This window comes from Lentzea tibetensis, from assembly GCF_007845675.1.
In the GTDB taxonomy this organism is placed as follows: domain Bacteria; phylum Actinomycetota; class Actinomycetes; order Mycobacteriales; family Pseudonocardiaceae; genus Lentzea; species Lentzea tibetensis.
This window is the reverse complement of the sequence record NZ_VOBR01000007.1, coordinates 220,905-247,201: the sequence shown is the minus strand read 5'-3', so window position 1 is coordinate 247,201 and position 26,297 is coordinate 220,905. Positions and strand designations below refer to the sequence as shown.

Sequence of the window (26,297 nt, the reverse complement as noted above, 5' to 3'; positions counted from 1 at the left end):
GGGAATGCCGCGACCTGAGCGGCCGCTGGACGACGACGCACCGCTGCTGGAGTTCGCGCGGGGGTTGCGCCTGCTGAGGGACGGCACCGGGCTGACCTACCGCGCACTGGCCGGGCGAGCGGGTTTCTCGGCGGCCACGCTGGCCGACGCGACGGGCGGGCGAAAGCTGCCGACCCTCGCGGTGACGACGGCGTTCGTGCTGGCCTGCGGCGGGGACGTCGCGGAGTGGGAACGCCGGTGGCGGGACATCAGCGCCGACCAGGCGGGGCCACCGGCCGCGGAACCGGCCGAGGACTCGCCCTACATCGGGCTCACCGCGTTCCAGCAGGAGGACGCGGCCCGGTTCTTCGGGCGTGAGCGACTGGTCGACGACCTGGTCGCCAAGCTGGAGACGCACCGGTTCCTCGCGGTGTTCGGCGCGTCCGGCGCGGGCAAGTCGTCCGTGCTGCGAGCCGGGTTGCTGCCGCGACTCGAGCGGAAGTCGCTCCTGCTCACCCCCGGCCCGCGTCCGGCGCACCACGACCTCGACGGGTACGACGTGATCATCGTGGACCAGTTCGAGGAGGTGTTCACGCTCTGCGCGGACGCCGCCGAGCGCGACCGGTTCATCGGGCGGCTCCTGAACAGCGAAGCCACCGTGGTGATCGGGGTCCGGGCGGACTTCTACGCGCACTGCACCTCCCACCCGGCACTGGTGGCGGCCATGCGCGACGCGGTGGTGCCGGTCGGGCCGATGGAGACCGACGAGCTGCGCCGCGCGATCACCCGGCCCGCAACCGACGCCGGGCTCGCCGTCGAGGGCGCGTTGCTGGCGCAGCTGGTCACCGAGGCGCACGGCCGCGCCGGTGTGCTCCCGCTGCTGTCGCACGCGCTGCTGCAGACGTGGCGGCGCAGGCGCGGGAACACGCTGACGCTCGCCGGGTTCCGGGCCGCGGGCGGCATCGACAGCGCGCTGGCGCGCACAGCCGACTCGATCTACGAGTCGCTCTCCCCCGCCGAGCAGCAAGGGGTGCGTCATCTGTTCCTCCGGCTGACCGCGCCCGGCGACGGCACCGACGACACGAAACGGCGCATCGACCGTGCAGAACTGGACGACGACGTGCCGCCCGCGTTGATCGCGGCACGCCTGGTCACGGTGGACGACACGTCCGCCGAGATCACGCACGAGTCGCTGATCCGGTCGTGGCCGCGGCTGCGGGCGTGGCTCGCCGAGGACCGGCAGGCGCTGCGCACGCACCAGCTGCTCGCCGAGGCGGCGGCCGAGTGGGAGGCGAACGGGCGCGATCCCGGCGCCCTGTACCGGGGCGCCAGGCTGGCAGGAGCCCGCGAGCTCGACCCGAGCCGGTTCTCCAAGCGGGAGCAGGACTTCCTCGACCGGGCCGTCGCGGCCGAGGAGGACGAGCTGCGCACGAGCAGGCGGGTCGTGCTGCGCACCCGCGTGCTGGCGGGCGCGCTGGCGGTGCTGCTGGTGGTCGCGTGCACCGTGGCCGTCGTCGCGATCGGGCAACAGCGCGAGGCCGAGTCACGCGCGCTCGCCGGACGTGCGGCGCAGCAGACGGGAACCGACGTGAAGGGCGCGCTGCGGGACAGCATCGCCGCGTTCGGCACGTCTCGGACGGCAGAAGCCCGCGGCGCCTTGCTGGTGAGCGCCAACCGGCCCGAACACCACGGCCTGATCGAGACGGCCCCGGCCACCGGCGAGATCGCGCTCAGCCCGAGCGGCGCGCTGCTGGCCGTCGAGGAGGAGACGGACATCGGCCTGTGGCGCACGGACGGGCGTGCCCGCGCGGGCACGCTGTCGGCGCCGGAGCTGACGGACGTGCTGCGCATCGCCTTCAACACCGACGAGTCGCTCGTCGCCGCGGTGAGCACGTCCGCCGTCGTCGTGTGGGACGTCCGGACGCACCGGCTGGTTCTCGAGAAACCGGTGCGGGCACGCGGTGCGGCGTTCCGCCTGGACGGCCGCGCGCTCGCCGTGCTGACCGACGACGGCACCGTCGTGTCGTGGGACGTCCGCTCCGGCTCGGAGATCGGTGTGCCCGTCGCCGCGGGCCGCGGTGCACACACGATCCTGCCGCGCCCCGGACACGACGTGGTGACCGTCGAGCACGAGTCGAAGGCCACGACGCTCGTCGACCTGGGCACCGGTCGCCAGGTCGGCGAACTGCCCGGCCAGACGTCGCGCGTGCGGTTCAGCCCTGACGGCCGCACGATCACCGCCACCGACAGGGACACCGACGTCGTGCTGTGGAACGCCGACGACCTCCGGGAGGTCACCCGGTTCTCGCGGAGCGACGTCACCGGGCTCGCGTTCGCGGGCACCGGGCTGGTGCTCTCCACCAGCACCGGGGTCGAGCTCTGGGACGGCGTGCCGCTGCTGCGCTTCGGACCCGGCGTGCAGTTCGGTGTCTCGGAGCTGTCCTCCGGGACGATCGGGACGATCACCGCCCGCAGCGGCAAGGGCGTCGTGCTGTGGGACCTCGCCCAGTTCCCCTTCACCGGTCCCCACGACGCCGCGTGGAGCGTCGGCTTCACGCCGGACGGGAGGAAGGTGCGGTCGGCGTCGAGCAGGTTGACGCGCACCGATCCCGCGCAGCCCCACCACCGGGAGACAGTCGTCACCGAATGGGATCCGGCCGCGCCGACCACCGGGAACCGCACCGTGCTGCGCGCCGTGACGGGCGCGCGCAACACGATCGTCGTCGGGCCTGAGAAGGACGTCACGCGCCTCGCCGAGCACGTCGAGCTGCCGATTCCCGACCGGGAGGACACCGAGTCGCCCGGCGACGAGACGCTCAGCTCCGACGGCGAGGTGCTCGCGGCCACCACGCAGGTGCGCACGCTGCTGTGGGAGGTCCGCACCGGAAAGCCGCTCGGTGAGCTGCCCGGCGCCGGCGCGGGCCGCGTCACCGCGCTCAACCACGACGGGAGCCTCGCCGTCACACTCGACGACGGTGGTGCGCGGCTCTGGCGCACCGCGAACGGCGAGCTCGTCGCGGAGAAACCGGGCGCGTTCGACAGGCCCGCGGCCGTCGCGTTCGGTGGGGACCGGATCGTGGTGACCGGCACCGGCGGCGAGATCACCGCGCTGGACGCCGACGACCTGGACACCGTGCGCACCGCGCGGACCGACGTCCCGGTCACGGCCGCGGTGCTGAGCCCGGACGGCAGGCTGCTCGCGGCGTCCTCGGAGGACCGGATCACGCTGTGGGACGTCGAGACCGGCGAGCCGTGGGCCGCGCTGCCCGCTCAGACCGTTGGGCCGCACAGGATGGCGTGGAGCCCGGACGGCACGAAGCTCGTGACGAGCGACGGCAACGCGGTCGTGCTGTGCACGGTCGACGAGAACCTGGCGCTGCGCAAGGCCTGCGACCAGCTGCACCGCAACTTCGGCGACCGATGCCCGTGATCAGGGGCCGTTGACGCCGGGAGTCCAGCTTTCCGGGATGCCGCTCTCCGTCAGCACCATCTGCCAGTCGCCGAAACCCTCCGGCGCGTTGGGCTGCCACGGCCACTGGCCCTGCGGCGTCGGCACGATGATCTGGGTCGCGGCGAAGTCGCCGTGGTCGTACAGCAGGAACGCGCTGCCGAAGAACTCCGGGTAGAAGCCGCGGTACACGCGCTCGAACGTGACGGGCACGCCCTGGAAGAAGTCGAAGTACAGCTGACCGGGCCGGAACCGCTCGCCGGCGCGCGCACGCTGGACGTACGCGCGGATGAGGACGGTGGCCATCTCGGGCTCCATGCCGATGACGACGGCCTCCGGTGCGCCGAACCGCCGCCACGCGCCGACGGAGAACGCGTAGCCCGCACCGTCGGCGTCGGGTGGGACGGTGATCGTCGCGTGCCCGTACGTCTCGGACTGCTCCAGCAACCACGCGCGGAGCTTCAGGTCTTCGGCGCTCAACACGAAGCCCACCCTACGCAAGGGTGGGCTTCGCCATGCATACGCGTGTCGGGGGTCCGGGGGCGGAGCCCGCCGGGCGGGGTCTGGGGGTTGCGCCCCCAGAAAGACACCTGACCGAGGGCTTCGGCGAGCGCACTCCGCGAGCACACCTCCCCCCACCCCGAGCGTCAGTCGACCTCTGCCATGACCTCGTCGGAGACGTCGAAGTTGGCGAAGACGTTCTGCACGTCGTCGCAGTCCTCCAGCGCGTCGATCAGCTTGAAGATCTTGCGCGCGCCCTCGGCCTCGAGCTCGACCGAGACGGACGGCAGGAACGACGACTCGGCCGACTCGTAGTCGTATCCGGCCTCCTGCAACGCCTTGCGCACCGGGATCAGGTCACCGGCCTCGGACACGACCTCGAACGCCTCACCGAGGTCGTTGACCTCCTCGGCACCCGCGTCGAGCACGGCCATGAGGACGTCGTCCTCGGAGAGCTCGTTCTTCGGCAGGATCACGACACCCTTGCGGCTGAACATGTACGCCACCGAACCGGGGTCGGCCATCGAGCCGCCGTTGCGCGTCATCGCGGTGCGCACCTCGGACGCCGCGCGGTTGCGGTTGTCCGTGAGGCACTCGATCAGGACGGCGACGCCGTTGGGGCCGTAGCCCTCGTACATGATCGTCTGCCAGTCGGCACCGCCGGCTTCCTCGCCGGCGCCGCGCTTGCGGGCGCGCTCGATGTTGTCCAGCGGCACCGAGTTCTTGCGGGCCTTCTGGACCGCGTCGTAGAGCGTCGGGTTGCCGTCCGGGTCACCACCACCGGTGCGGGCCGCCACCTCGATGTTCTTGATGAGCCGCGCGAAGAGCTTGCCGCGCTTCGCGTCGATTGCGGCCTTCTTGTGCTTGGTGGTCGCCCACTTGGAGTGGCCGCTCATTTCTCCTCCGAACCAGTCACGCCACGAACCATGTCCACGAACAGGCGGTGCACGCGCTCGTCACCCGTGAGTTCCGGGTGGAACGCGGTCGCCAGCACGTTCCCCTGCCGAACGGCGACGATCCTACCGGCGGCGTCGCCTGCCTCCGGGGATTCGGGCACCGTAGCGAGTACCTCGACGGCCGCACCAACCGACTCCACCCACGGCGCGCGGATGAACACGGTGTGCACCGGGCCGACGCCCCGCACGTCGAGGAACGTCTCGAACGAGTCGATCTGCCTGCCGAACGCGTTGCGCCGCACGACCACGTCAAGCCCGCCGAGCTGGTGCTGGTCGGCGCGCCCGTCGAGGACCTTGTCCGCGAGCAGGATCATGCCCGCGCACGACCCGTAGGCGGGGAGCCCGGCCGCGATCTTCGCGCGCAGCGGCTCCAGCAGCTCGAACGTCTCCAGCAGGCGGCTGATCGTGGTCGACTCGCCGCCGGGGATCACGATGCCGTCGAGCTCGTCCAGCTCCTCGGCGCGGCGGATGGCACGCGCTTCCACGCCGCACTTCTCGAGCGCGGCGAGGTGTTCGCGGACGTCGCCCTGGAGGGCGAGCACGCCGACGACCGGCTGGGCAGCATCAACCATGCCGCCCAGCCTAAAGCGTGGTCAGTCGCCGACAGTAACCAGCTCCCGGTCACGCGAACGGACGTAGCGCCACCCGATCGCCAGCACACCGGCGAGCACGGGGATCGACCAGAACGCGATCTTCTCCGCGGTGCCCGCGAACGCCATCTGCACGATCACCAGCGCGAGGAAGCCGAGCGTCAGCCAGTTCGTGTACGGGGCGCCCGGCATCCGGTACGCGGGCCGTTCGATCAGGCCCGCCATGGCCTTCTGCCGCAGCCTCATCTGGCAGATGATCAACGTGGCCCAGGTGGCGACCACGCCCAGTGACGCGACCGCGATGGCGATGTCGAACGCCTCCTTCGGCACGGTGTAGTTGAGCACCACGCCGAAGAGGTACGCGCCGGCGGTGAACAGGATGCCGCCGTACGGGACGTGTGAGGAGTTCATCTTGCCGGTGAACGCGGGCGCCTCGCCCTTCTGCGCGAGCGAGCGCAGGATGCGGCCGGTCGAGTAGAGGCCCGAGTTGCACGAGGACAGCGCGGCGGTGAGCACGACCGCGTTCATGATGTCGCCGACGGCCGGGATGCCCAGCGCCGAGAAGACCGTCACGAAAGGACTCTCGTTGCCGGTGAAGTGGTTCCACGGCAACAACATCGTGAGCAGCAGCACCGAGCCGACGTAGAAGACGCCGATGCGGTAGACGACGCCGTTGATCGCGCGCGGCATGATCTCGTGCGGGTTCTTGGTCTCGCCCGCCGCGATGCCGACGAGCTCGATCGCGGCGTACGCGAACACGACGGCCTGGAGCGTCATCAGCGCGACGCCGAAGCCGGCCGGGAAGAGGCCGCCGTGACCGAGGACGTTGTGCACGCCCGCCTCGGTGCCGCCGATGTCCGCGCTGCCGATGACCAGGCCGATGCCGGTGATCAGGAAGACGACGATCGCGGTCACCTTGATGACGGAGAACCAGAACTCCAGCTCGCCGAACAGCTTCACGGACAGCAGGTTGATCGCCACGAGCACGACCAGCGCGACGAGCGCGGAGATCCACTGGGGCAGGTTCGGGAACCACTTGTGCATGTAGATCGCGACGGCGGTGATCTCGGCGATGCCGGTCATCGCCCAGTTCACCCAGTACATCCAGCCCGACGCGAACCCGGCCCACGGGCCGATGAACTCACGCGCGTACTCGACGAAGCTGCCCGCGACGGGACGGTGCAGCACCAGCTCACCCAGCGCGCGCATCACGAAGAACGCGGCGAGGCCGCAGACCGCGTACGACAGGATCAGCGACGGCCCCGCGGCGGCGAGGCGCCCGCCCGCACCGAGGAACAGGCCGACGCCGATGGCGCCGCCGATCGCGATCATCTGGACCTGACGTTTGCTCAGCGCTTTGGTGTAGCCGTCTGCATCGACGTCATCGTCTTGATTCAACGCGGGCACAGCAGAACTCACGAGTAGTTCCTTCCCGATGGAAAATTGCATCGCGTCGGAACCTCCCGCGCCCCGACGCGCCGATGCGGGCACCCTAGTGAGCCACGACGAGGTCCAAGGAATTCTTTAGGGAAGCCTTAACGTAATCAGCGTCACACAATGCCCGGTGCAGATCATCCCAAATGTCGTCGACATGTTCCAATCCCACTGAGACGCGAAGAAGATTCGAGGGAACTCCGCACTCTTCCCGTGCCACACTCGGCACCAATCGGTGCGTCAACGCGGCCGGGTGCTCGATGAGCGTGTCGACCGATCCCAGGCTCACGGCGGGCGTGATCAGCCGCAGCCCGCGCACCACGTCCGTCGGGTCGGCGTGGCACGCGAACGCGATCATGGCGCCGGAACCGCGCAGCTGGACGCCGTCCGGGCGCGGGTAGCGGACGAACTCGACGGCCGGATGCTCGGCGAGCCGCTGCGCCAGCGTCGCCGCGCTCTTCTGGGCGGCCTCGACGCGCAGCGGGAGCGTCGCCAGGCCGCGGTGCAGCAGGTAGCCGCCGAGCGGGTGCAGCACGGCGCCGGTGAGGATGCGGACCTGCCTGAGCGGGCCGGCGAGCCGTTCCGCGCAGGCCACGACGCCGCCCATCACGTCACCGTGCCCGCCGAGGTACTTGGTGCCGGAGTGCAGCACGTAGGTGGCGCCGAACGCGGCCGGGTTCTGCAGGATCGGCGTGGCGAAGGTGTTGTCGACCATGACCGGGACTCCCCCGGCCTGCCGGACGACCTGCGCGATGTCGACGAGGTCGAGGTTGGGGTTCGCCGGCGTCTCCACGACGACGAGCCCGGTGTCGGGGCCGATCGCGTCCTTGACGCCGTCAGCCGTCGCGTACGTGGTGCGCACGCCCAGAAGTCCTGATGAGAGCAGGTGGTCGGTGCCGCCGTAGAGCGGCCGGACGGCGACGACGTGCGGCTTCGCGGTCATGACGCACGCGGCCTGGAGCACGGCCGTCACGGCGGCCATGCCGCTGCCGAACGACACGGCGGCCTCGGTGCCCTCGAGCTGGGCGAGCGCCTGCTCGAACCGTCCGACGGTCGGGTTGTGCAGCCGCGCGTACACCGGCGACGAGGCGCTCGCGGCGCCGTCCGCCCACGCGTGCAGCGCCTCGCCGCCGAGCGCCTGGTCGGGCACCGGGTAGGTGGTGGAGAGGTCGATCGGCGGCGCGTGCACGCCGAGCTCGGCCAGGTCGTCGCGTCCGCCGTGTACCGCCATGGTCTCGATGCGCGTCATGCGCCGAATGGTGGACATCGCGTCGGCTGTGTGGGCATCCTTCCGCAGCTGCTTCGGCTGGAAGGGGTGTTTGCCGTGCTCGATTCGATCGACGCCGCGATCGTGCGGGAACTGCAGAAGGACGCTCGGCTGCAGAACAAGGACCTGGCCGAACTGGTGAACGTCGCGCCGTCGACCTGCGTGGTCCGGCACCGCGCGCTGCGCGAGCGCGGCGTGATCACCGGGTACCACGCGGCGGTCGACCTGGCGGCCGTCGGCACCCCGGTGCAGGCGATGGTCGCGGTGCGGATCCGCCCGCACACCAGGGACATCGTCGAGCCGTTCATGAACTACGTGCTGAGCCTGCCGGAAACGCTCGCGCTATCGCACGTGACCGGTCCGGAGGATTTCCTGGTGCACGTCGCGGTAGCGGACGTAGCACACCTGCAGCGACTCGTGCTCGACAGGTTCACCAACCGCCGCGAGGTCGCCGAGGTGCACACGAATCTGCTGTTCTCACACATCCGGAAACACGGATAGCTATTCCACTCCGAGCAGTCGCAATCCGGCCGTGGTGATTGCGGCCAAAACGACAACGACGACGAACGGCGCTTTCCGCCACGCCACGATTCCACCGACCGCGACGCCGATCGGCAACGCCCATCCGGCGAAGTGCCGGTTGCTCGTGAGCGTCGCCGTGGCCACGAGCGCGAACAGCAGCACCGTGGCCGCGGCCGACATCAGCTCCTTGGCACGGTCCGGCAGCGTGATCCGGTCGCGCAGCAGCGGCCCGGCGATCCGGAACGCGAACGTGCCGATCGCCAGCACGATGACGTAGGTCAGGGGCACGGCTCCGCCACCTTCTCTTCCTTCTGCGCCTTGTTCGCCTTGTTCGCGTAGACGACCAGCCCGCCCAGCGCGAGCAGGATCGGCAGGCCCGGCGGCAGGAACGGCGTGGTGGCCAGCGCGATCAACGCGCCGAGCCCGGCGGCCTGCCGAGTCTTGACGTCCTTGAGCGCGGGCAGCGTGAGCGCCAGCAGCGCGGCCGGGAACGCCGCGTCGAGCCCGAACGCCATCGGGTCACCGATCGCCTGTCCCACCAGGGCTCCGGCCGTGACACCCGCGTTCCACATCACGAACAGGCTCACGCCGCACGCCCAGTACGCGGCGCGCGCCTTGGCCGGGTCCTTCTGGTTCAGCGCGAACGCCACCGACTCGTCGATCATCAGGTGACTGCCGACGATCCGAGCCAGCCAGCTCCTGCCGAGCACGTCCCCGATCGCCAGCCCGAACGGCAGGTGCCGCGAGTTGAGGATCAGCCCTCCCAGTACGGCCGTCATCGGGCTGCCGCCACTGGCGACGATGCCGACGGCCATGAACTGCGCCCCGCCCGCGAAGATCAGCACGGACATCACCAGCGGCATCCACCACGGCAGGCCGGAGCCCACCGCGATGGCGCCGAACGAGGCACCGTTGACAGCAGCGCCCAGCGCCACCGCGGTCACGTCACGCAGCAGCACGGAGTCCAGTGTTCGCCATGTCGAACGCACGTCTTCTACACTGAACACCCAAACGCTGTTCGTCAAGGCGAACGATTGGACTGTTGTGTCGAACACTGCCCCGCTCTCCGTCATCGCGGCCTCCCTGCGCCGCGAACGCGACCGCGCCGGCCTGTCCCTCTCCGAACTGGCCAAGCGCGCGGGCGTCGCCAAGTCGACGCTGTCGCAGCTCGAGGCGGCCAACGGCAACCCGTCGGTCGAGACGCTCTGGGCCATCGGCGTCGCACTGGGCGTGCCGTTCTCCCGGCTGGTCGACCCGCCCGTGCCCCGCGTCCAGGTCATCCGGGCGGGCGAGAGCCCTGTCGTGCAGTCCGAGCGGGCGCACTACGCGGCTTCGTTGCTGGCCTCCTGCCCGCCTGGGGCCCGGCGGGACATCTACTGGCTGACGCTGGAGCCCGGTGCTGCCCGCGAGTCCGAGCCGCACATGCCCGGCACCGTCGAGCACATGATCGTGACGTCCGGGCGGGCGTTGGCCGGGTTGCGCGACGACCCTGTCGAGATCGGTGTCGGTGACTACCTCGTCTATCCCGGCGACCTGCCGCACACGTGTCAGGCGCTGGAGCCGGGGACGACCGCGGTGATGGTCATGGAACACATCTGACAACTCCGTCGGGTGATCAAGCGGAGCTCCACATGGCCGATGTCGAACATGTGATCGAAACAGAAAGGAGCATGGTGTTGTCAGTACCGCCGGATAGGCTTGATCCCATGTCCGAGAACAGGTGGCAGAACCGCATCGGCGAAGTGGCAGGCGCTCGGGCAATGACCTTGACCGCATTCGTCGAGCGCGCCGAGCGAGAGCAGGCGGAAGACGGTCCCACCATGGCCGAGTGGCTCGAGGGGATCCGCGGGCTCGACTGGGGCACGGTAACCACCGATGACCTCATCGCCGAGATCCGGGGGTACCGCGATCGGGACAAGCCGTGAGCGGCCGCATCGTGGTCGACGCCTCGGCCATAGTCGCCCTGTTCACCGACCAACCCGCACGACCGAAGTTGCTCAGCCGCATCATCAGCGCCTCAGCATGCGCACCGGAAGTCATCGATCTGGAGATCCTGCACGCCATGCGAAAGCACGAGCGCGTCGGCAGCATCCCAGCGGACACGGCGCAGCTGACCGTGGACAAGCTCGCTGATATGCCCATCATCCGAGTGTCGCACCGATCTCTCGTCCTACGAATCTGGGAACTGCGCAAGAGCATCACGGCGTATGACGCGGCCTACGTCGCGCTGGCCGAAGAGCTGGACGTTCCCCTCGTGACCTGTGACGCGAAGCTGGCCGGCTCGAACGGCCACCACGCGAAGATCGAGGCGTATTCCGTCTCGTAAGGCGGCACGAACGCTGGGTGGAAGCGCGATGACGCGGTAGACAACCGGTCATGGCTCTTCCACCCACCGTGTCCGGCGCCAAGCGCCTCCTCGGCCACACCGCCGAGTTCCTGCGCGACCCGGACGGCCTGATCCGCCGCGGGCTGGCAGAGCACGGCACGATCTTCTCGGTCCGCCTCCCCGGCAGGCCGGGCGTGGTGCTGCTGGGCCCGGACCACGCCAGGTTCATGTTCGCGGAGACGGACAAGCGACTGTCCATCAAGGACGCTTACCCGTTCTTCCTGCACATGTTCGGCAAGGCGTACTTCCTCGCCGAACCGGAGGAGTACCGCAGGCAGCGGGAGATCCTGCTCCCGCAGTTCTCCGGCAAGCACATCGCCGGGCACCTGGACCTGATGGAGCGCAAGGCGACCCAGTTCATCGACGACCTGCCGGACCACGGCGAGTTCGACCTCGTCGAGGCGTTCGGGCCGCTGATCATCGACATCACCGCGGGCTCGTTCCTCGGCGAGAACGTGCCGGAGAAGCTGGACGGGTTCTTCGACGTGTTCCGCCGGTTCTCCGAGGGCATGGACCCGGTGCTGCCCGGCTGGGTGCCCGCGCCGCACCTCGTGCGCAGCCACCGCGCCCGCGACCGGCTGCGCAAGCTCGCCAAGGGCCTGCTGAAGGAACGCAGGGAGAACCCGCTGGCGGAACCCGACTTCCTCCAGACGCTGGCCACCGCGGTCTACGCCGACACCAACGAGCCGGTCCCGGACGACGTGCTCGTCGCGATGGCGATCATGCTCGTGTGGGTCGGGCACGAGACCACGGTCGGGCACCTCAGCTGGGCGGTGATCGACCTGCTGAAGCACCAGCTGGAACTCAAGAAGGTCACCGCCGAGGTCGAGAACGCGCAAACCGTCGACATGAAGAACCTGCGCCGGTTCGAGTACCTCGACCGGGCGCTGCACGAGACCGAACGCCTGCACCCGGTCACGAACGGCGTGGTGCGCAAGGCGGTCGAGCCGATCGAGCACGCCGGGTACACGATCCCGAAGGGCGCGGTCGTGGTGCTGCACCCCGGCCACTCGCACCGGCTGGGCGACGTGTTCCCGCGTCCGGACGAGTTCCTGCCGGAGCGGTTCAAGGACGAACCGAAGAAGAAGCACGCGCTGTACGGCTTCGGCGGCGGCTTCCACCGGTGCCTCGGCGAGAACTTCGCGTACACCGAGATGAAAGTGATCATGACGCGGCTGCTCCAGCGCCTCGACCTGGAGCTGATCGACACCGATCCGAAGCCCGAACCGGGGCAGGCGAACAACTGGCCGCAGAGCCCGTGTCGCGTCAGGTACCAAAAGAAGTCCGTCTCGTAACACGGCGCACGTCAAGGGGAGCACTTGCCAGCGGATAGAAAGCCAGACATGACACTTCCTCCCACCGTGTCCGGCGCGAAGCCGCTCGTCGGCCACGCCGTCGAGTTCCTCAGGAATCCCGACCGCCTGATCCGCCGCGGGTTCGAAGAGCACGGCACGATGTTCTCGGTCCGGCTGCCCGGCGGGCCCGGCGTGGTGCTGCTCGGACCTGAGCGCGGCAGGTTCATGTTCGGCGAGGCGGACTCGCGACTGTCCATCAAGGACGCCTACCCGTTCCTCAAGCACATGTTCACCAAGGTGTACTGGCTGGAGGAGCGCAAGGAGTACCTGCGGCAGCGCGAGATCCTGGTCCCCCAGTTCACCGGCAAGCACATCGCCGGGCAGCTGGACCTCATGGACCGCAAGGCGACCGAGTTCATCGACGCGCTGCCGGCCGAGGGCGAGTTCGATCTCGTCGAGGCGTTCGGCCCGCTGCTCATGGACATCGCGGCGGCGTCGTTCCTCGGCGTCGACGTCGCCACGAGGATCGACGGGTTCTTCGACGTCTTCCGGCGGTTCTCCGGCGGGGTGGACCCGGTCACGCCGGGCTGGGTGCCCCTGCCGCACATCGTGCGCAGCCACCGCGCCCGCGACGTGCTCCGCAGGAAGTGCACCGAGCTGATCGAGGACCGCAAGCTCAACCCGCCCGCGGAGTCCGACTTCCTCCAGACGCTGGCCACCGCGGTCTACGCCGACACCAAAGAGCCCGTGCCGGACGACGTGCTCGTCTCGCTGCTGCTCATCCTGCTGTGGGTCGGCCACGACACCACGATCGCCCACCTCAGCTGGGCGATGATCGACCTGCTGCGACACCCGCTGGAGCTCAAGAAGGTCATGGCCGAGGTCGAGCACACGACCGCGGTCGACGTGAAGACGATGCGCCGTCTCGTGCACCTCGACAACGCGCTGCACGAGACCGAGCGGCTGCACCCGAGCACGAACGGCGTGGTGCGCCGAGCTACCGAGCCGATCGACTACGACGGCTACCACTTCCCCAAGGGCACCATGGTGATGCTGCACCAGGGCGTCTCACACCGGCTGCCCGAGGTGTTCCCCGAACCCGACGAGTTCATCCCGGACCGGTTCTCCGACGAGCCGAAGAAGAAGCAGGCGCTGTACGGGTTCGGCGGCGGCTTCCACCGGTGCCTCGGCGAGAACTTCGTCTACCTGGAGCTCAAGGTGATCATCACCAGGCTCCTGCAGCGCCTCGACCTCGAACTGATCGACTCCGACCCGCAGCCCATGACCGGGCAGCAGACCAGGTGGCCGCAGAGCCCGTGCCGGGTGAGGTACGTCAAGCGCTAGTTTCACGGTGTGGCAACAACTCCGCCCGATCCGGCCGAGATCACCGAACCAGCCGAGTTCGCCCGCGCGTGCGGGCTGGACGACGACGCGGTGCGGAGCTGGGTGGACGCGCGCCAGCGGCTCGCGACCGGTGCCACGCCGTCACTTTCCCCGGTGGCGAAGAAGAAGCCACGCAGGCTGCTCCTGGCACTGGTGGCGGGGCCTGGTACCGGACACGTTCCTGACCGAGGAGGTCGGGTATCTGGCACCTCGACCCTCCGGCCCGCAAGATCACCAGGTCAACGAGAACGCCTGTTCGGAACAGTTCCGAACAGGCTGTCGGCCCCGAAACGAGACGTGTCCCCCAGGACCGAAGCCCTGGGGGACACGACGTGCGGAGCGGTTACCAGCCGCGCTCGGCGAGGCGGTGCGGCTCGGGGATCTCGTCGACGTTGATGCCGACCATGGCCTCACCCAGGCCGCGCGAGACCTTGGCGATGACGTCCGGGTCGTCGTAGAAGGTGGTGGCCTTCACGATGGCCTCGGCGCGCTGCGCCGGGTTGCCGGACTTGAAGATGCCGGAGCCGACGAACACGCCCTCGGCGCCGAGCTGCATCATCATCGCGGCGTCGGCCGGGGTGGCGATGCCACCGGCGGTGAACAGCACCACGGGGAGCTTGCCGGCCTCAGCGACCTCCTTGACCAGCTCGTACGGCGCCTGGAGCTCCTTGGCCGCGACGTACAGCTCGTCCGGGGCCATGGTCTGCAGGCGGCGGAGCTCGCCGCGGATCTTGCGCATGTGCGTGGTGGCGTTCGAGACGTCACCGGTGCCCGCCTCGCCCTTCGAGCGGATCATGGCGGCACCCTCGGTGATGCGGCGGAGCGCCTCACCCAGGTTCGTGGCGCCGCAGACGAAGGGCACGGTGAACTGCCACTTGTCGATGTGGTTCGCGTAGTCCGCCGGGGTCAGCACCTCGGACTCGTCGATGTAGTCGACACCGAGCGACGCGAGGACCTGCGCCTCGACGAAGTGGCCGATGCGGGCCTTCGCCATGACGGGGATCGAGACGGCGTTGATGATGCCGTCGATCAGGTCCGGGTCGCTCATCCGGGCGACGCCGCCCTGGGAGCGGATGTCGGCGGGGACGCGCTCGAGGGCCATGACGGCCACTGCGCCGGCGTCTTCGGCGATCTTCGCCTGAGTGGCGTCGACCACGTCCATGATCACGCCACCCTTGAGCATCTCGGCCATGCCGCGCTTCACCCGCGCGGTACCAGTCACCTGATCAGTGCTCAACGGGCAACCTTTCTGAGTTGGGAGGGAACTGGTCCGATCGTACGTCGCACGTGGCCACTCCACGCGGTCCACTGCAGCCCGGAATCACCAGTCCACTTCCGGCCTCGTGCCTGGTGGTGACGGGTGCCACTTCGTCGGCGCGCCCATCCCCGACTCCCACCCGAACACCACGTCCGGCACGACGAGGAACGCCGCACCGGTGGTGCCGTCGTCGTCCTGGACGCCGTCACCGGCCGCGCGGAACGACCACGAGTATTTGGCGTTGTACGCCTGGAGGCAGGGTCCAGGCGCACTCGAACGGGCCGTCCCCTCCACGACGACGACCTCGTCGCCGTCCTCCAGGTGCACCGAGATCAAGGGGTTCACCAGCAGGTTCCGCCTGGCCGATGATCCGGTCGAGAACCACAGCCCGAGCGTCGTCCACGCGCCCCACACCGGCCGGGTGTGCGGCCTGCCGGACGGCGACACGGACGCGATCCAGTACGTGCGGGCCTCCACCAGACGGGTGCGCGCCCACTCCCATGGAAGCAGCCGACCGGGTGGTGCGGCCGCTCCGTACAACCGAGGTGTTGCTGCTACCGGGTCCACGGACTTGTCCTCCCCGCTCAACGGGTGTGAGATCGAACACTACGAACTTGACGGGAGGTCCGTCCCATGGGCAGCAAACACTCCGACAACGGACAACCGGCAGGCGCGGTCGCTGTGGACGACCCGGCCAAGGTCCGCAACGTCGTGCTCGTCGGTCCGTCCGGCGCAGGCAAGACAACGCTCACCGAGGCCCTTCTCGCCACCACCGGCGTGCTCACCCGCGCCGGCTCGGTGACCGAGGGCAACACAGTCTGCGACCACGACCCGGCCGCCGTCCGCCAGCAACGCTCAGTCGGCCTCGCGGTCGCACCGCTGCAGCACGGTGACATCAAGATCAACCTGATCGACACACCCGGATACGCCGACTTCGTGGGAGAGCTGCGCGCAGGGCTCCGCGCGGCGGACGCGGCGCTGTTCGTGGTGAACGCGTTCGAAGGCGTCGACGCCGCGACCGTGGCGCTGTGGGAGGAGTGCGCGACCGTCGGCATGCCGCGCGCCGTCGTGATCACCCGCACCGACCACCACCGCGCCGACGTGCTGAACGAGATAGCCGCGTGCCAGGCCGCGTTCGGCGCGGGCGTCGTACCGCTCTACCTCCCCGGCGACGACGGCCTGATCGGCCTGCTGACCAGCGAGGACTACCCGGACGAACGCAACGCGCTGATCGAGGGCATCATCGCCGAGAGCGAGGACGAGTCCCTCATGGACCGGTACCTCGGCGGCGAGGAGATCGACCAGCAGACCCTGATCACCGACCTGGAGACCGCCGTCGCACGCGGCTCCTTCCACCCGGTGGTCCCGGTGTGCGCCTCGACCGGCATGGGCCTGACCGAGCTGCTCGACGGCATCGCCCGCGCGTTCCCCTCACCTCTGGAACACCCGTTGCCGGACATCACCGGCATCGACGGCATCCCGCGCCCCCGGCTCGCCGCCGATCCCGACGGTCCACTCGTCGCCGAGGTCGTCCGCACCGCGGTGGACTCCTACGTCGGCCGCGTGTCGCTCGTCCGGGTCTTCTCCGGCACCCTCCGTCCGGAACGCCCGGTGCACGTGTCCGGCCACGGCATGGCCGACCGCGGCCACGAGGACCACGACGTGGACGAACGCGTCGCGCACGTCTACTCACCTCTGGGCGCCAACCTGCGCGAGGTGCCGTACTGCGTCGCGGGCGACCTGTGCGCGCTGACGAAGCTCACCTCGGCCGAGACGGGCGACACGGTCTCGGCACCCGAGCAGCCGCTGCTGATGGCACCGTGGGACATGCCGGAGCCGCTGCTGCCCATCGCCGTCGTCCCGCGCTCGCGCTCCGACGAGGACAACCTCGCGCGCAACCTCAACCGCCTGGTCGCCAGCGACCCGACGCTGCGGCTGGACCGCAACCCCGAGACGCACCAGATGGTGTTGTGGTGCATGGGAGAGGCCCACGCGGCCGTGGTGCTCGACCGCCTGCGCGCCGGTGGCGCCGAGGTCGACACCGAACCAGTGCGCGTCGCGCTGCGGGAGACGTTCGCCGGTCAGTCGAAGGGCCACGGCAGGCACGTGAAGCAGTCCGGCGGGCACGGCCAGTACGCCGTGTGCGACGTGGTCGTGGAAGGGCTGCCTCGCGGCTCGGGCTTCGAGTTCGTCGACAAGATCGTCGGCGGCGCGATCCCGAACCAGTTCATCCCGTCCGTGGAGAAGGGTGTGCGCGCCCAGCTGGAAAGGGGCCTGCACGACGGGATTCCGATGGTCGACGTCCGGGTGACCCTGGTCGACGGCAAGGCCCACTCGGTCGACTCGTCCGACGCCGCCTTCCAGACCGCGGGTTCGATGGCGCTGAAGGAGGCCGCCGCGAACGGGCGGACCACGTTGCTCGAGCCGATGGACGAGGTGGCGATCCGGCTGCCCGACGAACACCTCGGCACCGTGCTCGGCGACCTGTCCGGGCGGCGCGGGCGCGTGCTCGGCACCGAGGCGGACGAGGGCGGGCGCACCGTCATCCGGGCCGAGGTGCCCAGCTCCGAGTTGTTGCGCTACGCCATCGAACTGCGGTCGCTCACGTCGGGCACCGGCACGTTCACCCGGCAGTTCTGCCGGTACGACCCACTACCGGAAGCCTTGGCCACCAAGGCCAAATAGGTGCGAAGAGGGGGCCGCACGGCCCCCTTTTCCTTGTGCGGAGCCACTTTTCGCGGTGTCAACCGTGGAAGCTGACATCTCCGAACCAGATCCGAACCAAGCGAGACGCCTCTCTCGTGTTGGTCCCAGGTGCGCGGAGACACCGCGGCCTCACCGGTTGGCCGCCGGTCGGTGCGAGGACCAACCCGAGGGGAACAAACCCATGAAGAGTGGGATTCAACGGGTCCTGGCAGTGTTGTTCGCTTTCGTCGCCACTGTCGCGCTGGCCCAGCCGGCGTCCGCGGCGGAGAAGCTGAACGTGACCGTCGAGGTCACGAACAAGGGCAGTTACTCGGCACACCTGTGCGGGTTCGACTGGCTCGGCGGGTACTGCCGGGGCCCGGTGCGCAGGGGCACCACGGAGAAGTTCACGGTCCACCCGCGGTCGCGCGAGGACCTGGTCTGGGCGCGGGTCGTGACCAAGGGTTTCGACGAGCAGTCCACGGTCGCCAGCAGCGACCGGATCTGCTTCGAGGCGCGGGGGACGAACAAGAACCCGACGGTGCAGCCGGTCGACTGCGGGTGAGTGAAGAGGGGGCCGTTCGGCCCCCTTTTCCATTGCACAGAGCCAACTTCCGCGATGTCAACGGTGAACGCGACCAGTTCCGAACCAACCGAGACGCTGTGCTCGTGTTGAGCCAGGGTGCGCGGACGTACCGCGGCCTCACCGGTTGGCCGCCGGTCGGTGCGAGCACCAACCCGAGGGGAAACCCCATGTGGAGTGGGATTCGCAGGACACTGGCACTGACGTTCGCTCTCGGCGCCGCGGTGGCGCTCACGCCGGCGGCGAGCGCGTCGACAGCCAAGATCGAAGTAGAGGTCGTGGTCTTCAACAAGGGCGACTACACCGCGCACCTGTGCGGGCTCGACTGGCTCGGCGGCTACTGCCACTCCGGCGTCAAGAGCGGCGAGTCGACGACGTTCACGGTCTACCCGCGTTCGCACGAGGACCTGGTCTGGTCGCGCGTCGTCGTGGACAAGGGCGGTTCGGCCTACGCGGAGACGGTCGCGGCAGGCGACGAGGTCTGCTTCGTGGCGGCGGGCGTCGCCGAGGACCCGACGCTCGAAGCAGTTGAGTGCGAATAAGCAAGTAACTGAGGTCACCGGGGTGATCACACCCCGGTGACCTTGTTGACACTACAACTCAAGGACTGGTAATTTAATAGTAAGGAAAGTTGTCTAACTAAGTACTTCCGCCGCCGCGCCGAACTACCTGGCGAGGTTGTGCGATGCGCGGGTCCGCCGACACCGAGTTGACCGTCGAGCCTGATGAAACCACCGCGGTACCACCCTCTTTGTGGGCGTCTTGGGAAGTGCGACAGGCGGTGCTCCACTCCTCACCCGGCATGGTCATCGCGATCGCGCGCCGCGCCCGCGGCCTGCGGCAGGACCAGCTCGGCATCATGGCCGGCTTCTCGCAGTCGGCGATCTCCCGCATCGAGTCCGGCGGCAACCTCGCGTACGACGTGCGCGTGCTGAGGATCTTCCAGCGGCTGCTGAGCATTCCGGCGCACCTGCTCGGGCTCACCGAGGACGAGGTCGGCATCGCACCGATCGACGTCCGGCGCCCGCGCACCAACGACTGCCCGCCCACGCTCGTGCAGAACATCATGGGCGGCGCGCTCGACGGGCACGGCCTCCTGATGGCGTGCGCGCCCGCGGCGTTCAACGCCGGGCGCGACGACGCGCGCAACAGCTCCCCCATCAACGAGGAAGTGGTGCGGCAGCTGCTGTTCCTGCGTCGCGTGGTCAACGACGCGGACAGCTGGATCTCGAGCTCGAGCATGCTGCCCGCGGTGCGGCAGCTGTACGAGTTCGTCGACCGGTTGCGCCCGCTCGCGAAAGGCAAGTGGCGCACCCAGATCCTCGACATCGCCGCGCTGTACGCGGAGTTCTGCGGCTGGCTGCACCTGCAGACCGGCGACCTGCCGGGCGCCGCGTGGTGGACCGAGCGCTCGCTGCAGCAGGCGCAGGCCGCGGACGACCAGCAGCTCGTCGCGTACGCGTACCGCCGGATGAGCATGCAGGCCGAGCTCGAGGACGACGACGACCGCGCCATCGGGCTCGCGCGCGCCGCGCGCAGGCACGACGGGCTCGACCCGCAGCTGCGCGCGATGACGCTGCAGCAGGAAGCGCAGAGCCAGGCCCGGATCGGCGAGGAAGCCGCGTGCCTCAACAAGCTCGATCAAGCGCGCAAGCTCGTCGAGGACATCACGCCCGTGCGCACGCCCGAGTACCGCCTCGGCAGCTGGTTCCAGGTCCGGCACGTCGAGCTGCAGCGCGCCGCGTGCTGCGTCGACCTCGGCCGCCACCGCGAGGCGATCGCGCAGTACGAGCACCTGCGCAACGAGGGCACACCGACCTGCCGGTGGCTGCTCGGCGTGCACCTGTCGAAGCTCGCCTTCGCGCACGCCAGCACCGGCGGCATGGAACAGGCGTCGATCGCAGGCTCCGAAGCACTGGCGCTCGCGTCGTCGAGCGGTTCCATCCTCATCAGCCGCGAACTCCGCAAGCTGCATCCGTGGAGCAAGGTGTCTTCCATCGCGGGGATACTGAACGCACTTCCGTAACAGCCCGAAATTCCACCTGACCTGCGCGTTGCTTGATCGTATTCAAGATGCGGGTTGAACATTCCGCACCCGCTACGCACATCATCTCTTCCATTCCATTCAACCGCGACAGCACACTCATATTCGTCTCACATGGGACGACCGCCGCCGCCACTGTAAATGCGGTAGGAGGCTGGAGAGGTGCTGCACGCACGTGTTCGCTTGGTGTCCGTCGCGCCACAATTCGGCGTATCTCTCGAAAAACCACGGACAGTAGCATGGTTCGCCCTTCGACTCGTCACTTTTGTCGCAGCCGGCGCACTGCCGGTGCTGTCCATCGCGTTACACGCCTTCGGATTCATCCACATGAAGGACTCAGCCCCCTACCTGGTTCTTCCTGTCGTGCTCCTAGCGGCGGTCCTCGCGCTCAAGAAGGTGCCCGAAACCCCGGCTGTCGTGCGGGGACTACTGGGCGGCCTGGTCGGCGTGTTCGCCTACGACGCGGCACGGATCCCGTTCGTCATCCTGGGGATCTGGCCCGATTTCATTCCGCAGATGGGTGCCTGGATCTACGGCGGTGAAGGCACGAACATGGCACTGGGCTACTTCTGGCGCTGGCTCGGCGACGGCGGTGGAATGGGTCTCGTGTTCGGGCTCGGATGCGCGCTGCTCAGCTGGAAGCGTCATCTGGTGGCAACAGGAGTCTGCTACGGCATCTTCATCTGGTCCGGTCTGCTCGGCACGATTTACTTCTCCGCCTACGGCAGCACCGTGTTGTTCCCCATCACCCCGGTGAATTTCGTGGCGAGCCTCGTCGGCCATCTGATTTACGGGTCGGTGCTCGGGTTCACGTACGCCAAGCTGTTGCGCCGCGCGGGCGAGTGAGCGAGCGGCGACGTGACGACACTGCGCTCTCCCGTCGTCGCGCGGGTCTTCGGTTCGAAGCTCCCGCCGATGGCCACGGCCAGGATCTGGCTGTGCGCGGTGCTCGGGGTGAACGTGCTCGTGGTGACGTCCCTGTACGTCACCACGGGCGCGTCCCGCACCGCACTGCTCAGCCTGGGCCGCATCTTCGGGCTCTACGGCGCGCTGCTGATGGCGTTCCAGCTGCTGCTCGTGGCAAGGCTGCCGTGGCTCGACCGCAGGCTCGGCATGGACCGGCTCACCTCGCTGCACCGGTGGAACGGCTTCTCCGTGCTGTGGCTGCTCATCGGGCACACGGTGTTCACCACGCTGGGGTTCCTGGAGCGGGTCACGCCGTTGCAGCTGATGTTCGGCGCGGCGGGCGTGCTGCGCGCGGTCGTCGCGTTCGCACTGGTCGTGGGGGTCGCGGTCGCGTCGGCGAGGTGGGCGCGGCGCAGGCTCGCCTACGAGACGTGGCACTTCCTGCACCTCTACACCTACGTCGCCGTGGTGCTGGCGTTCAGCCACCAGCTCGTGGTCGGCCCGTCGTTCACCGGCAACGCGGTGTCGCGCGCCTACTGGTGGACGCTCTGGGGTGCCGCGCTGGGCGCGGTGCTCGTGGGACGCGTGCTGCTTCCACTGCGGCGCAACGTGAAGCACCGGCTGCGGGTCTCGGCGGTGGTGCCCGAGTCGGCGGACGTCGTGTCCGTCTACGTCACCGGCAGGCGCCTGGACGAGCTGCCCGCGCGGGCGGGGCAGTTCTTCCTGTGGCGGTTCCTCACCAGGGACCGCTGGTGGCAGGCCAACCCGTTCTCGCTCTCGGCCGCACCGGACGGCAGCTCGTTGCGCCTCACCGCGAAAGCGCTCGGCGCGGGCAGCGCGGCGCTGCGCTCGCTCAAGCCGGGCACGAGGGTGTTCGCGGAGGGCCCGTACGGCGCGTTCACGACGTTGCACCAGCGCATGCCGAACGCGGTGCTGATCGCGGGCGGGGTCGGGGTGACGCCGATCAGGGCGCTGCTGGAGGACATCCGCGGCCACGTCGTCGTGCTCTACCGGGTCAACACCGCCAACGACGCGGTGCTGCTGTGGGAGCTCGTCGACATCGGCTACCGGCGGGGCGCGGACGTGCATCTGCTCACCGGGCCGCCGACCGCGGCCAACCGCAACGGCCTGCTGCTCGGCGCGGACAACCTGCTCGCGCTGGTGCCGGACCTGCGGCAGCGCGACGTGTTCCTGTGCGGCCCGCCGCCCATGGTGCGCGCCACGATGGCGAGCCTGCGCGAACTGAGCGTCCCGCCCGCGCTCATCCACACCGAACGGTTCAGCCTGGCCAGTTGAGGAGCTGAAATGCACCGCGCGATCCCCGCGATGCTGTTGTCCGCCACCGGTTTCGTCGTCGTGTGGCAGTTCGAGCCCAGCGCGGCGCTGGCGCCGTTGACGATCACGCCACCGGTGCCGGCCGCGTCCGCGGCGGACACCGTCCCCGGTTCGGTGGAGATCACCTGGCGAGGCGCGGTGCAGGTCGCGGTCGTCTTCACCGAGGATCGGATCGCCGACGTGCGGGTGTTGCAGGCGCCGGACAGCGCGCCCACCCGCATGGCCCTGCCGATCCTGCGGGAGGAGGTCTTGCGGGCGCAGAGCGCGGACATCGACACGGTGTCCGGCGCGACCATCACCAGCGAGGCCTACTCCCGCTCACTTCAGTTCGCACTCGACCACAAGCCTTGAGGGAGAAGCCGATGCTCACGACCATCGCTCTGCTGACCGCGCTCGCGTTACCCGTGCCCGCTCCGGCGGGCTGCGGAACGCACGTCAACGACCGGGATGCCAAGATCCCCGACGCGGGACCACCCGTGGTCGCCGAGATCGTCGTGTCCGGCTGTCCCGGCAACGCACCCGCCGACCTGAAGGTCGCCGTGCTGGTCAGGCACGAGTTCCGCGGTGACCTGCGGATCGACCTCGTCGGGCCGTCCGGGCGCGAGTTCCGGCTGAAGAACACCAACAGCCTGGACGGCAAGGACGACGTGAACGAGACCTTCACCGTCAACGCGTCCGGCGAGACCGGCAACGGGAAGTGGGCGCTGAAGGTGCAGGACCGCGCCGAGGCCGACGTGGGTCACTTCGACCGGTGGTCGCTCAACCTCGGGTGAGCTGGGCTCGCAGGGCCACCAGATCGCCCAGCACCCAGGCGGTGTGCAAACTTCCGTCGCGCACCGTGAAGAAGGCGGCACCGGCGTACTCGAAGAGCACGCCGGTGCCCAGGATGCCGAGCAGCGAGAACCGTTCGACCAGCTCCCGTGTTCTGCTAGGTGTTCTGGGGGAACCCGAGGTTGACTCCGCCGTGCGAGGGGTCGAGCCAGCGCGACGTGATCACCTTCGAGCGGGTGAAGAAGTGCACGCCGTGCGGCCCGTAAGCGTGCGAGTCGCCGAACAGGGAGTCCTTCCAGCCGCCGAACGAGTAGTACGCGACCGGCACCGGGATCGGCACGTTCACGCCGACCATGCCGACCTCGATCTCGTTCTGGAACTGCCGCGCGGCGCCACCGTCGTTGGTGAAGATCGCCGTGCCGTTGCCGTACCGGTTGTCGTTCACCATCTCGACGGCGTCGTCGTACGACGGGACGCGCACCACGGACAGCACCGGCCCGAAGATCTCGTCGGTGTAGATCGACATGTCCGTGCCGACGTGGTCGAACAACGTCGGCCCGAGCCAGAACCCCTCGGCGGCACCGTCGATCGCGTGCGAACGCCCGTCCACGACGAGCGAGGCGCCCGACGACACGCCAGCGTCCACATAGGACACGACCTTGTCGCGATGCACCCCGGTGACCAGGGGCCCCATCTCGCAGCCCGGCCGCCTGCCGTCGCCGACGTGCAGCTTCGCGATCCGCTCGGTGATCTTGGAGACCAGCTGGTCACCCACCGGATCCACGGCCACGACGACCGAGATCGCCATGCACCGCTCCCCCGCCGACCCGAAGCCGGCGGACACCGCGGCGTCCGCGGCGAGGTCGAGGTCGGCGTCGGGCAGCACGACCATGTGGTTCTTGGCGCCACCGAGCGCCTGCACGCGCTTGCCGTGCGACGTCCCGGTCTCGTAGACGTACCGCGCGATCGGCGTGGACCCGACGAACGAGATCCCCTTGACGCGCGGGTGCTCCAGCAGCCGGTCGACCGCGACCTTGTCGCCGTGCACGACGTTCAGCACGCCGTCCGGCAGCCCGGCCTCGGCGAACAGCGACGCGATGAAGTTCGACGCCGACGGGTCCTTCTCCGACGGCTTCAGCACCACGGCGTTGCCGCACGCGATGGCCGTCGGCACGAACCACAGCGGCACCATCGCCGGGAAGTTGAACGGCGAGATCACGCCGACCACGCCCAGCGGCTGCTGGATCGAGTACACGTCGACGCGGGTCGACGCGTTCTCCGAGAACCCGCCCTTCAGCAGTGCGGGAATCCCGCACGCGTACTCGACGGACTCCAGCGCGCGCTGGATCTCCCCCGCCGCGTCGGACAGCACCTTGCCGTGCTCGGCGGTCACGATCTCGGCCAGCTCGCCCTTGCGCGCGTTCAGCAGCTCGCGGAACGCGAACATCACCGTCGACCGCTGCGCCAGCGAAGCGTTGCGCCACGAAGCGAACGCACCCGATGCCGCGTCGACGGCGGCGTCGACGTCAGCGGCGGAAGCGAAGTCGACCTGCGACGCCACCTGCCCGGTCGCCGGGTCGTAGACGTCGCCGGACCGGGAAACCACGCCGTCCCAAGGCTTTCCGCCGATCCAGTGGGTGATCCGGTTCACGCGGACACCGCCTCGACGGACGCGGTCAGGATGCCCAGCGCCTCCTCCAGCTCGTCCTCGGTCAGCGTCATCGGCGGCGCCAGGCGGATCACGTTGCCGTACAACCCGCCCTTGCCGACGAGCAGGCCGCGGCGCCGCGTCTCCTCCAGCACGCCCGCCGCGGCGGCCGCGTTCGGCTCGCCCTCGGGCCCGACGAACTCGATGCCGACCATGAGGCCCTTGCCGCGCACGTCCCCGACGACCGGGTGCCGCTCGGCGACCGACCGCAGCCCCGCGATCAGCCGCGACCCGAGCTTCGCCGCGTTGGCCTGGAGGTCGTGGTCCAGCAGGTAGTTCAACGTCGCCAGCGCACCGGCCGAGGACACCGGGTTGCCACCGAACGTGGAGATCGAGTTCGCGTTCAGCGTGTCCATCAGCGACCCCCGCGCGACGACGCCGCCGACCGCGAGACCGTTGCCGAGGCCCTTGGCGAACGTCATCGCGTCCGGCACCACGTCGTGCGCCTGGATGCCCCAGAAGTGCTCGCCGGTGCGGCCCCAGCCGGTCTGCACCTCGTCGGAGATGAACAGGATCCCGTACTCGTCCAGCACTTCCTTGAAGGCGCGGAACAGGCCGTCCGGCGGGGCGGTGAACCCGCCGACGCCCTGGATCGGCTCGGCGATCATGCACGCCACGTCACCGGAGGTCGTCGTCTCGATGATGTCGCGCAGGTCCGCGACGCACGCCTTGATGTAGTCCGCGTCGGAGTACGACTTGAACGGGCTGCGGAACTGGTAGCCGCCGTGCACCCACGACACCTTGACCGGGCTGAGCGACGACGCCGACCAGCCGCGGTTACCGGTGATGCCGACCGTCGCGAACGCCCTGCCGTGGTAGGAGTTGCGCAGCGCCAGCACCTGCTCGCTGCGCCGCGCGGTCGTGGCCAGCATCAGCGCGGTCTCGTTGGCCTCGGTGCCCGAGTTGGTGAGGAACACCTTGGCGTCCGGAATTCCGGACAGCTCGGCGATCTTCTCCGCGAGCTCGACCTGCTTGCGGATCAGGTACAGCGTGGACGTGTGCAGCACGCCGGTGTCGAGCTGCGACCGGACCGCGTCGCTGATCTCGGCCACGTCGTAGCCGATCGCGTTGGTCAGGATGCCGGCGAAGAAGTCCAGGTACGTGGTGCCGTCGCGGTCGGTGACCCGGCGGCCGGACGCCGACGCGATCTCGATCGGCTCGTCGTAGTAGAGCGCCAGCCAGTTGGGCATGACCGCGCGGTGCCGGGCGAGCAGGTCGTCCATCACGTCCTCCAGGGTCGTTCCGC

General features: G+C 69.3%; 27 protein-coding genes. 15 read left to right on the top strand and 12 right to left on the bottom strand.

Annotated elements, in window-relative coordinates; translation table 11 throughout:
* The first annotated feature begins 4 nt into the window (after positions 1-4).
* Complete coding sequence (locus FKR81_RS13595) at positions 5-3,409, top strand: nSTAND1 domain-containing NTPase (RefSeq protein ID WP_146351741.1); 3,405 nt, start codon at positions 5-7, stop codon at positions 3,407-3,409.
* Here the strand turns inward: FKR81_RS13595 and FKR81_RS13590 are convergent, their stop codons facing one another.
* The 5 genes from FKR81_RS13590 to FKR81_RS13570 form a co-directional block, all read right to left on the bottom strand.
* Positions 3,410-3,910, bottom strand: coding sequence for a DUF4262 domain-containing protein (locus FKR81_RS13590; protein ID WP_235921519.1), 501 nt, complete (start codon positions 3,908-3,910; stop codon positions 3,410-3,412).
* 164 nt (positions 3,911-4,074) lie between these two features.
* Entirely contained in the window at positions 4,075-4,824 is a 750-nt protein-coding gene (locus FKR81_RS13585; RefSeq protein ID WP_146351737.1) for a YebC/PmpR family DNA-binding transcriptional regulator, read from the bottom strand.
* A complete protein-coding gene (pdxT, locus tag FKR81_RS13580) occupies positions 4,821-5,456 on the bottom strand; it encodes a pyridoxal 5'-phosphate synthase glutaminase subunit PdxT (RefSeq protein ID WP_146351735.1) in 636 nt (211 codons plus the stop codon). Before pdxT ends, FKR81_RS13585 begins: the two co-directional genes overlap by 4 nt.
* Before the next feature lie 21 nt (positions 5,457-5,477).
* Positions 5,478-6,806: an amino acid permease gene (locus FKR81_RS13575; protein ID WP_235921538.1), complete on the bottom strand. Its 1,329-nt coding sequence runs from the start codon at positions 6,804-6,806 to the stop codon at positions 5,478-5,480.
* 160 nt (positions 6,807-6,966) lie between these two features.
* Positions 6,967-8,157, bottom strand: coding sequence for a trans-sulfuration enzyme family protein (locus FKR81_RS13570; RefSeq protein ID WP_146351731.1), 1,191 nt, complete (start codon positions 8,155-8,157; stop codon positions 6,967-6,969).
* Between the two features lie 75 nt (positions 8,158-8,232).
* Here FKR81_RS13570 and FKR81_RS13565 point away from each other — a divergent pair, with 75 nt between their 5' ends.
* Positions 8,233-8,676: an Lrp/AsnC family transcriptional regulator gene (locus FKR81_RS13565; protein ID WP_407936522.1), complete on the top strand. Its 444-nt coding sequence runs from the start codon at positions 8,233-8,235 to the stop codon at positions 8,674-8,676.
* On the opposite strand, the gene FKR81_RS13560 is transcribed toward FKR81_RS13565, so the two are convergent.
* Positions 8,677-8,985 carry an AzlD domain-containing protein gene (locus FKR81_RS13560; RefSeq protein ID WP_146351729.1) on the bottom strand — a complete coding sequence of 103 codons (309 nt, stop codon included), beginning with the start codon at positions 8,983-8,985 and terminating at the stop codon, positions 8,677-8,679. It lies immediately after the preceding gene.
* Entirely contained in the window at positions 8,976-9,686 is a 711-nt protein-coding gene (locus FKR81_RS13555; RefSeq protein ID WP_146351728.1) for an AzlC family ABC transporter permease, read from the bottom strand. Before FKR81_RS13555 ends, FKR81_RS13560 begins: the two co-directional genes overlap by 10 nt.
* Before the next feature lie 55 nt (positions 9,687-9,741).
* Here FKR81_RS13555 and FKR81_RS13550 point away from each other — a divergent pair, with 55 nt between their 5' ends.
* Genes FKR81_RS13550 through FKR81_RS13530 form a run of 5 tightly spaced genes read left to right on the top strand, consistent with a single transcriptional unit; the run spans position 9,742 to position 13,722 of the window.
* Complete coding sequence (locus tag FKR81_RS13550; RefSeq protein WP_235921518.1) at positions 9,742-10,296, top strand: helix-turn-helix domain-containing protein; 555 nt, start codon at positions 9,742-9,744, stop codon at positions 10,294-10,296.
* 32 nt (positions 10,297-10,328) lie between these two features.
* Entirely contained in the window at positions 10,329-10,622 is a 294-nt protein-coding gene (locus FKR81_RS13545) for a hypothetical protein (protein WP_146351724.1), read from the top strand.
* Positions 10,619-11,023 (top strand): type II toxin-antitoxin system VapC family toxin, encoded by a 405-nt coding sequence (locus tag FKR81_RS13540; protein ID WP_146351722.1) that lies wholly within the window; start codon positions 10,619-10,621, stop codon positions 11,021-11,023. The genes FKR81_RS13545 and FKR81_RS13540 overlap by 4 nt, the downstream gene beginning before the upstream one ends.
* A 50-nt stretch (positions 11,024-11,073) precedes the next feature.
* Positions 11,074-12,378, top strand: a complete 1,305-nt coding sequence (locus tag FKR81_RS13535; RefSeq protein WP_146351720.1) for a cytochrome P450 — start codon at positions 11,074-11,076, stop codon at positions 12,376-12,378.
* Between the two features lie 48 nt (positions 12,379-12,426).
* On the top strand, positions 12,427-13,722 hold the full coding sequence (locus tag FKR81_RS13530; RefSeq protein WP_146351718.1) for a cytochrome P450: 1,296 nt from the start codon (positions 12,427-12,429) through the stop codon (positions 13,720-13,722).
* 2 nt (positions 13,723-13,724) lie between these two features.
* On the opposite strand, the gene FKR81_RS45635 is transcribed toward FKR81_RS13530, so the two are convergent.
* The 3 genes from FKR81_RS45635 to FKR81_RS13520 form a co-directional block, all read right to left on the bottom strand.
* Positions 13,725-13,859, bottom strand: coding sequence for a hypothetical protein (locus tag FKR81_RS45635; RefSeq protein ID WP_268891551.1), 135 nt, complete (start codon positions 13,857-13,859; stop codon positions 13,725-13,727).
* Between the two features lie 245 nt (positions 13,860-14,104).
* Positions 14,105-14,998: a pyridoxal 5'-phosphate synthase lyase subunit PdxS gene (gene pdxS, locus FKR81_RS13525; protein ID WP_146351716.1), complete on the bottom strand. Its 894-nt coding sequence runs from the start codon at positions 14,996-14,998 to the stop codon at positions 14,105-14,107.
* 84 nt (positions 14,999-15,082) lie between these two features.
* A complete protein-coding gene (locus FKR81_RS13520) occupies positions 15,083-15,586 on the bottom strand; it encodes a pyridoxamine 5'-phosphate oxidase family protein (protein WP_186762956.1) in 504 nt (167 codons plus the stop codon).
* Between the two features lie 66 nt (positions 15,587-15,652).
* On the opposite strand from FKR81_RS13520, the gene FKR81_RS13515 reads away from it, so the two are divergent.
* From FKR81_RS13515 to FKR81_RS13480, 8 genes are all read left to right on the top strand, one after another.
* On the top strand, positions 15,653-17,704 hold the full coding sequence (locus FKR81_RS13515) for an elongation factor G-like protein EF-G2 (RefSeq protein WP_146351713.1): 2,052 nt from the start codon (positions 15,653-15,655) through the stop codon (positions 17,702-17,704).
* A 202-nt stretch (positions 17,705-17,906) separates the two neighbouring features.
* Positions 17,907-18,269, top strand: coding sequence for a hypothetical protein (locus tag FKR81_RS13510; protein ID WP_146351711.1), 363 nt, complete (start codon positions 17,907-17,909; stop codon positions 18,267-18,269).
* A gap of 188 nt (positions 18,270-18,457) precedes the next feature.
* Positions 18,458-18,829: a hypothetical protein gene (locus tag FKR81_RS13505; RefSeq protein ID WP_146351709.1), complete on the top strand. Its 372-nt coding sequence runs from the start codon at positions 18,458-18,460 to the stop codon at positions 18,827-18,829.
* Between the two features lie 143 nt (positions 18,830-18,972).
* Positions 18,973-20,313 carry a helix-turn-helix domain-containing protein gene (locus tag FKR81_RS13500; RefSeq protein WP_146351707.1) on the top strand — a complete coding sequence of 447 codons (1,341 nt, stop codon included), beginning with the start codon at positions 18,973-18,975 and terminating at the stop codon, positions 20,311-20,313.
* 180 nt (positions 20,314-20,493) lie between these two features.
* On the top strand, positions 20,494-21,177 hold the full coding sequence (locus FKR81_RS13495; RefSeq protein ID WP_146351705.1) for a DUF6789 family protein: 684 nt from the start codon (positions 20,494-20,496) through the stop codon (positions 21,175-21,177).
* Between the two features lie 69 nt (positions 21,178-21,246).
* Entirely contained in the window at positions 21,247-22,533 is a 1,287-nt protein-coding gene (locus tag FKR81_RS13490; protein WP_146351965.1) for a ferredoxin reductase family protein, read from the top strand.
* Positions 22,534-22,542: 9 nt separating this feature from the next.
* On the top strand, positions 22,543-22,923 hold the full coding sequence (locus FKR81_RS13485; protein ID WP_146351703.1) for an FMN-binding protein: 381 nt from the start codon (positions 22,543-22,545) through the stop codon (positions 22,921-22,923).
* 11 nt (positions 22,924-22,934) lie between these two features.
* Positions 22,935-23,345, top strand: coding sequence for a proprotein convertase P-domain-containing protein (locus FKR81_RS13480; protein WP_146351701.1), 411 nt, complete (start codon positions 22,935-22,937; stop codon positions 23,343-23,345).
* A gap of 155 nt (positions 23,346-23,500) precedes the next feature.
* Here FKR81_RS13480 and FKR81_RS13475 read toward each other — a convergent pair whose 3' ends face one another.
* Entirely contained in the window at positions 23,501-24,994 is a 1,494-nt protein-coding gene (locus FKR81_RS13475) for a CoA-acylating methylmalonate-semialdehyde dehydrogenase (RefSeq protein ID WP_146351699.1), read from the bottom strand.
* Positions 24,991-26,274: an aspartate aminotransferase family protein gene (locus tag FKR81_RS13470; RefSeq protein ID WP_146351963.1), complete on the bottom strand. Its 1,284-nt coding sequence runs from the start codon at positions 26,272-26,274 to the stop codon at positions 24,991-24,993. The genes FKR81_RS13475 and FKR81_RS13470 overlap by 4 nt, the downstream gene beginning before the upstream one ends.
* Positions 26,275-26,297: the final 23 nt, after the last annotated feature.

Bases quoted from the DNA above. Each gene is read 5' to 3' on its own strand.
- FKR81_RS13485 (WP_146351703.1), top strand. From the start codon at position 22,543: ATGCACCGCGCGATCCCCGCGATGCTGTTGTCCGCCACCGGTTTCGTC.
- FKR81_RS13585 (WP_146351737.1), bottom strand. From the start codon at position 4,824: ATGAGCGGCCACTCCAAGTGGGCGACCACCAAGCACAAGAAGGCCGCA.
- FKR81_RS13505 (WP_146351709.1), top strand. From the start codon at position 18,458: ATGTGGAGTGGGATTCGCAGGACACTGGCACTGACGTTCGCTCTCGGC.
- pdxT (WP_146351735.1), bottom strand. From the start codon at position 5,456: ATGGTTGATGCTGCCCAGCCGGTCGTCGGCGTGCTCGCCCTCCAGGGC.
- FKR81_RS13535 (WP_146351720.1), top strand. From the start codon at position 11,074: ATGGCTCTTCCACCCACCGTGTCCGGCGCCAAGCGCCTCCTCGGCCAC.
- FKR81_RS13470 (WP_146351963.1), bottom strand. From the start codon at position 26,274: ATGGACGACCTGCTCGCCCGGCACCGCGCGGTCATGCCCAACTGGCTG.
- FKR81_RS13490 (WP_146351965.1), top strand. From the start codon at position 21,247: ATGGCCACGGCCAGGATCTGGCTGTGCGCGGTGCTCGGGGTGAACGTG.
- FKR81_RS13480 (WP_146351701.1), top strand. From the start codon at position 22,935: ATGCTCACGACCATCGCTCTGCTGACCGCGCTCGCGTTACCCGTGCCC.
- FKR81_RS13595 (WP_146351741.1), top strand. From the start codon at position 5: ATGCCGCGACCTGAGCGGCCGCTGGACGACGACGCACCGCTGCTGGAG.
- FKR81_RS13575 (WP_235921538.1), bottom strand. From the start codon at position 6,806: ATGATCGCGATCGGCGGCGCCATCGGCGTCGGCCTGTTCCTCGGTGCG.
- FKR81_RS13515 (WP_146351713.1), top strand. From the start codon at position 15,653: ATGGGCAGCAAACACTCCGACAACGGACAACCGGCAGGCGCGGTCGCT.
- FKR81_RS13500 (WP_146351707.1), top strand. From the start codon at position 18,973: ATGCGCGGGTCCGCCGACACCGAGTTGACCGTCGAGCCTGATGAAACC.
- FKR81_RS13545 (WP_146351724.1), top strand. From the start codon at position 10,329: ATGGCCGATGTCGAACATGTGATCGAAACAGAAAGGAGCATGGTGTTG.
- FKR81_RS13570 (WP_146351731.1), bottom strand. From the start codon at position 8,157: ATGACGCGCATCGAGACCATGGCGGTACACGGCGGACGCGACGACCTG.
- FKR81_RS13530 (WP_146351718.1), top strand. From the start codon at position 12,427: ATGACACTTCCTCCCACCGTGTCCGGCGCGAAGCCGCTCGTCGGCCAC.
- FKR81_RS13510 (WP_146351711.1), top strand. From the start codon at position 17,907: ATGAAGAGTGGGATTCAACGGGTCCTGGCAGTGTTGTTCGCTTTCGTC.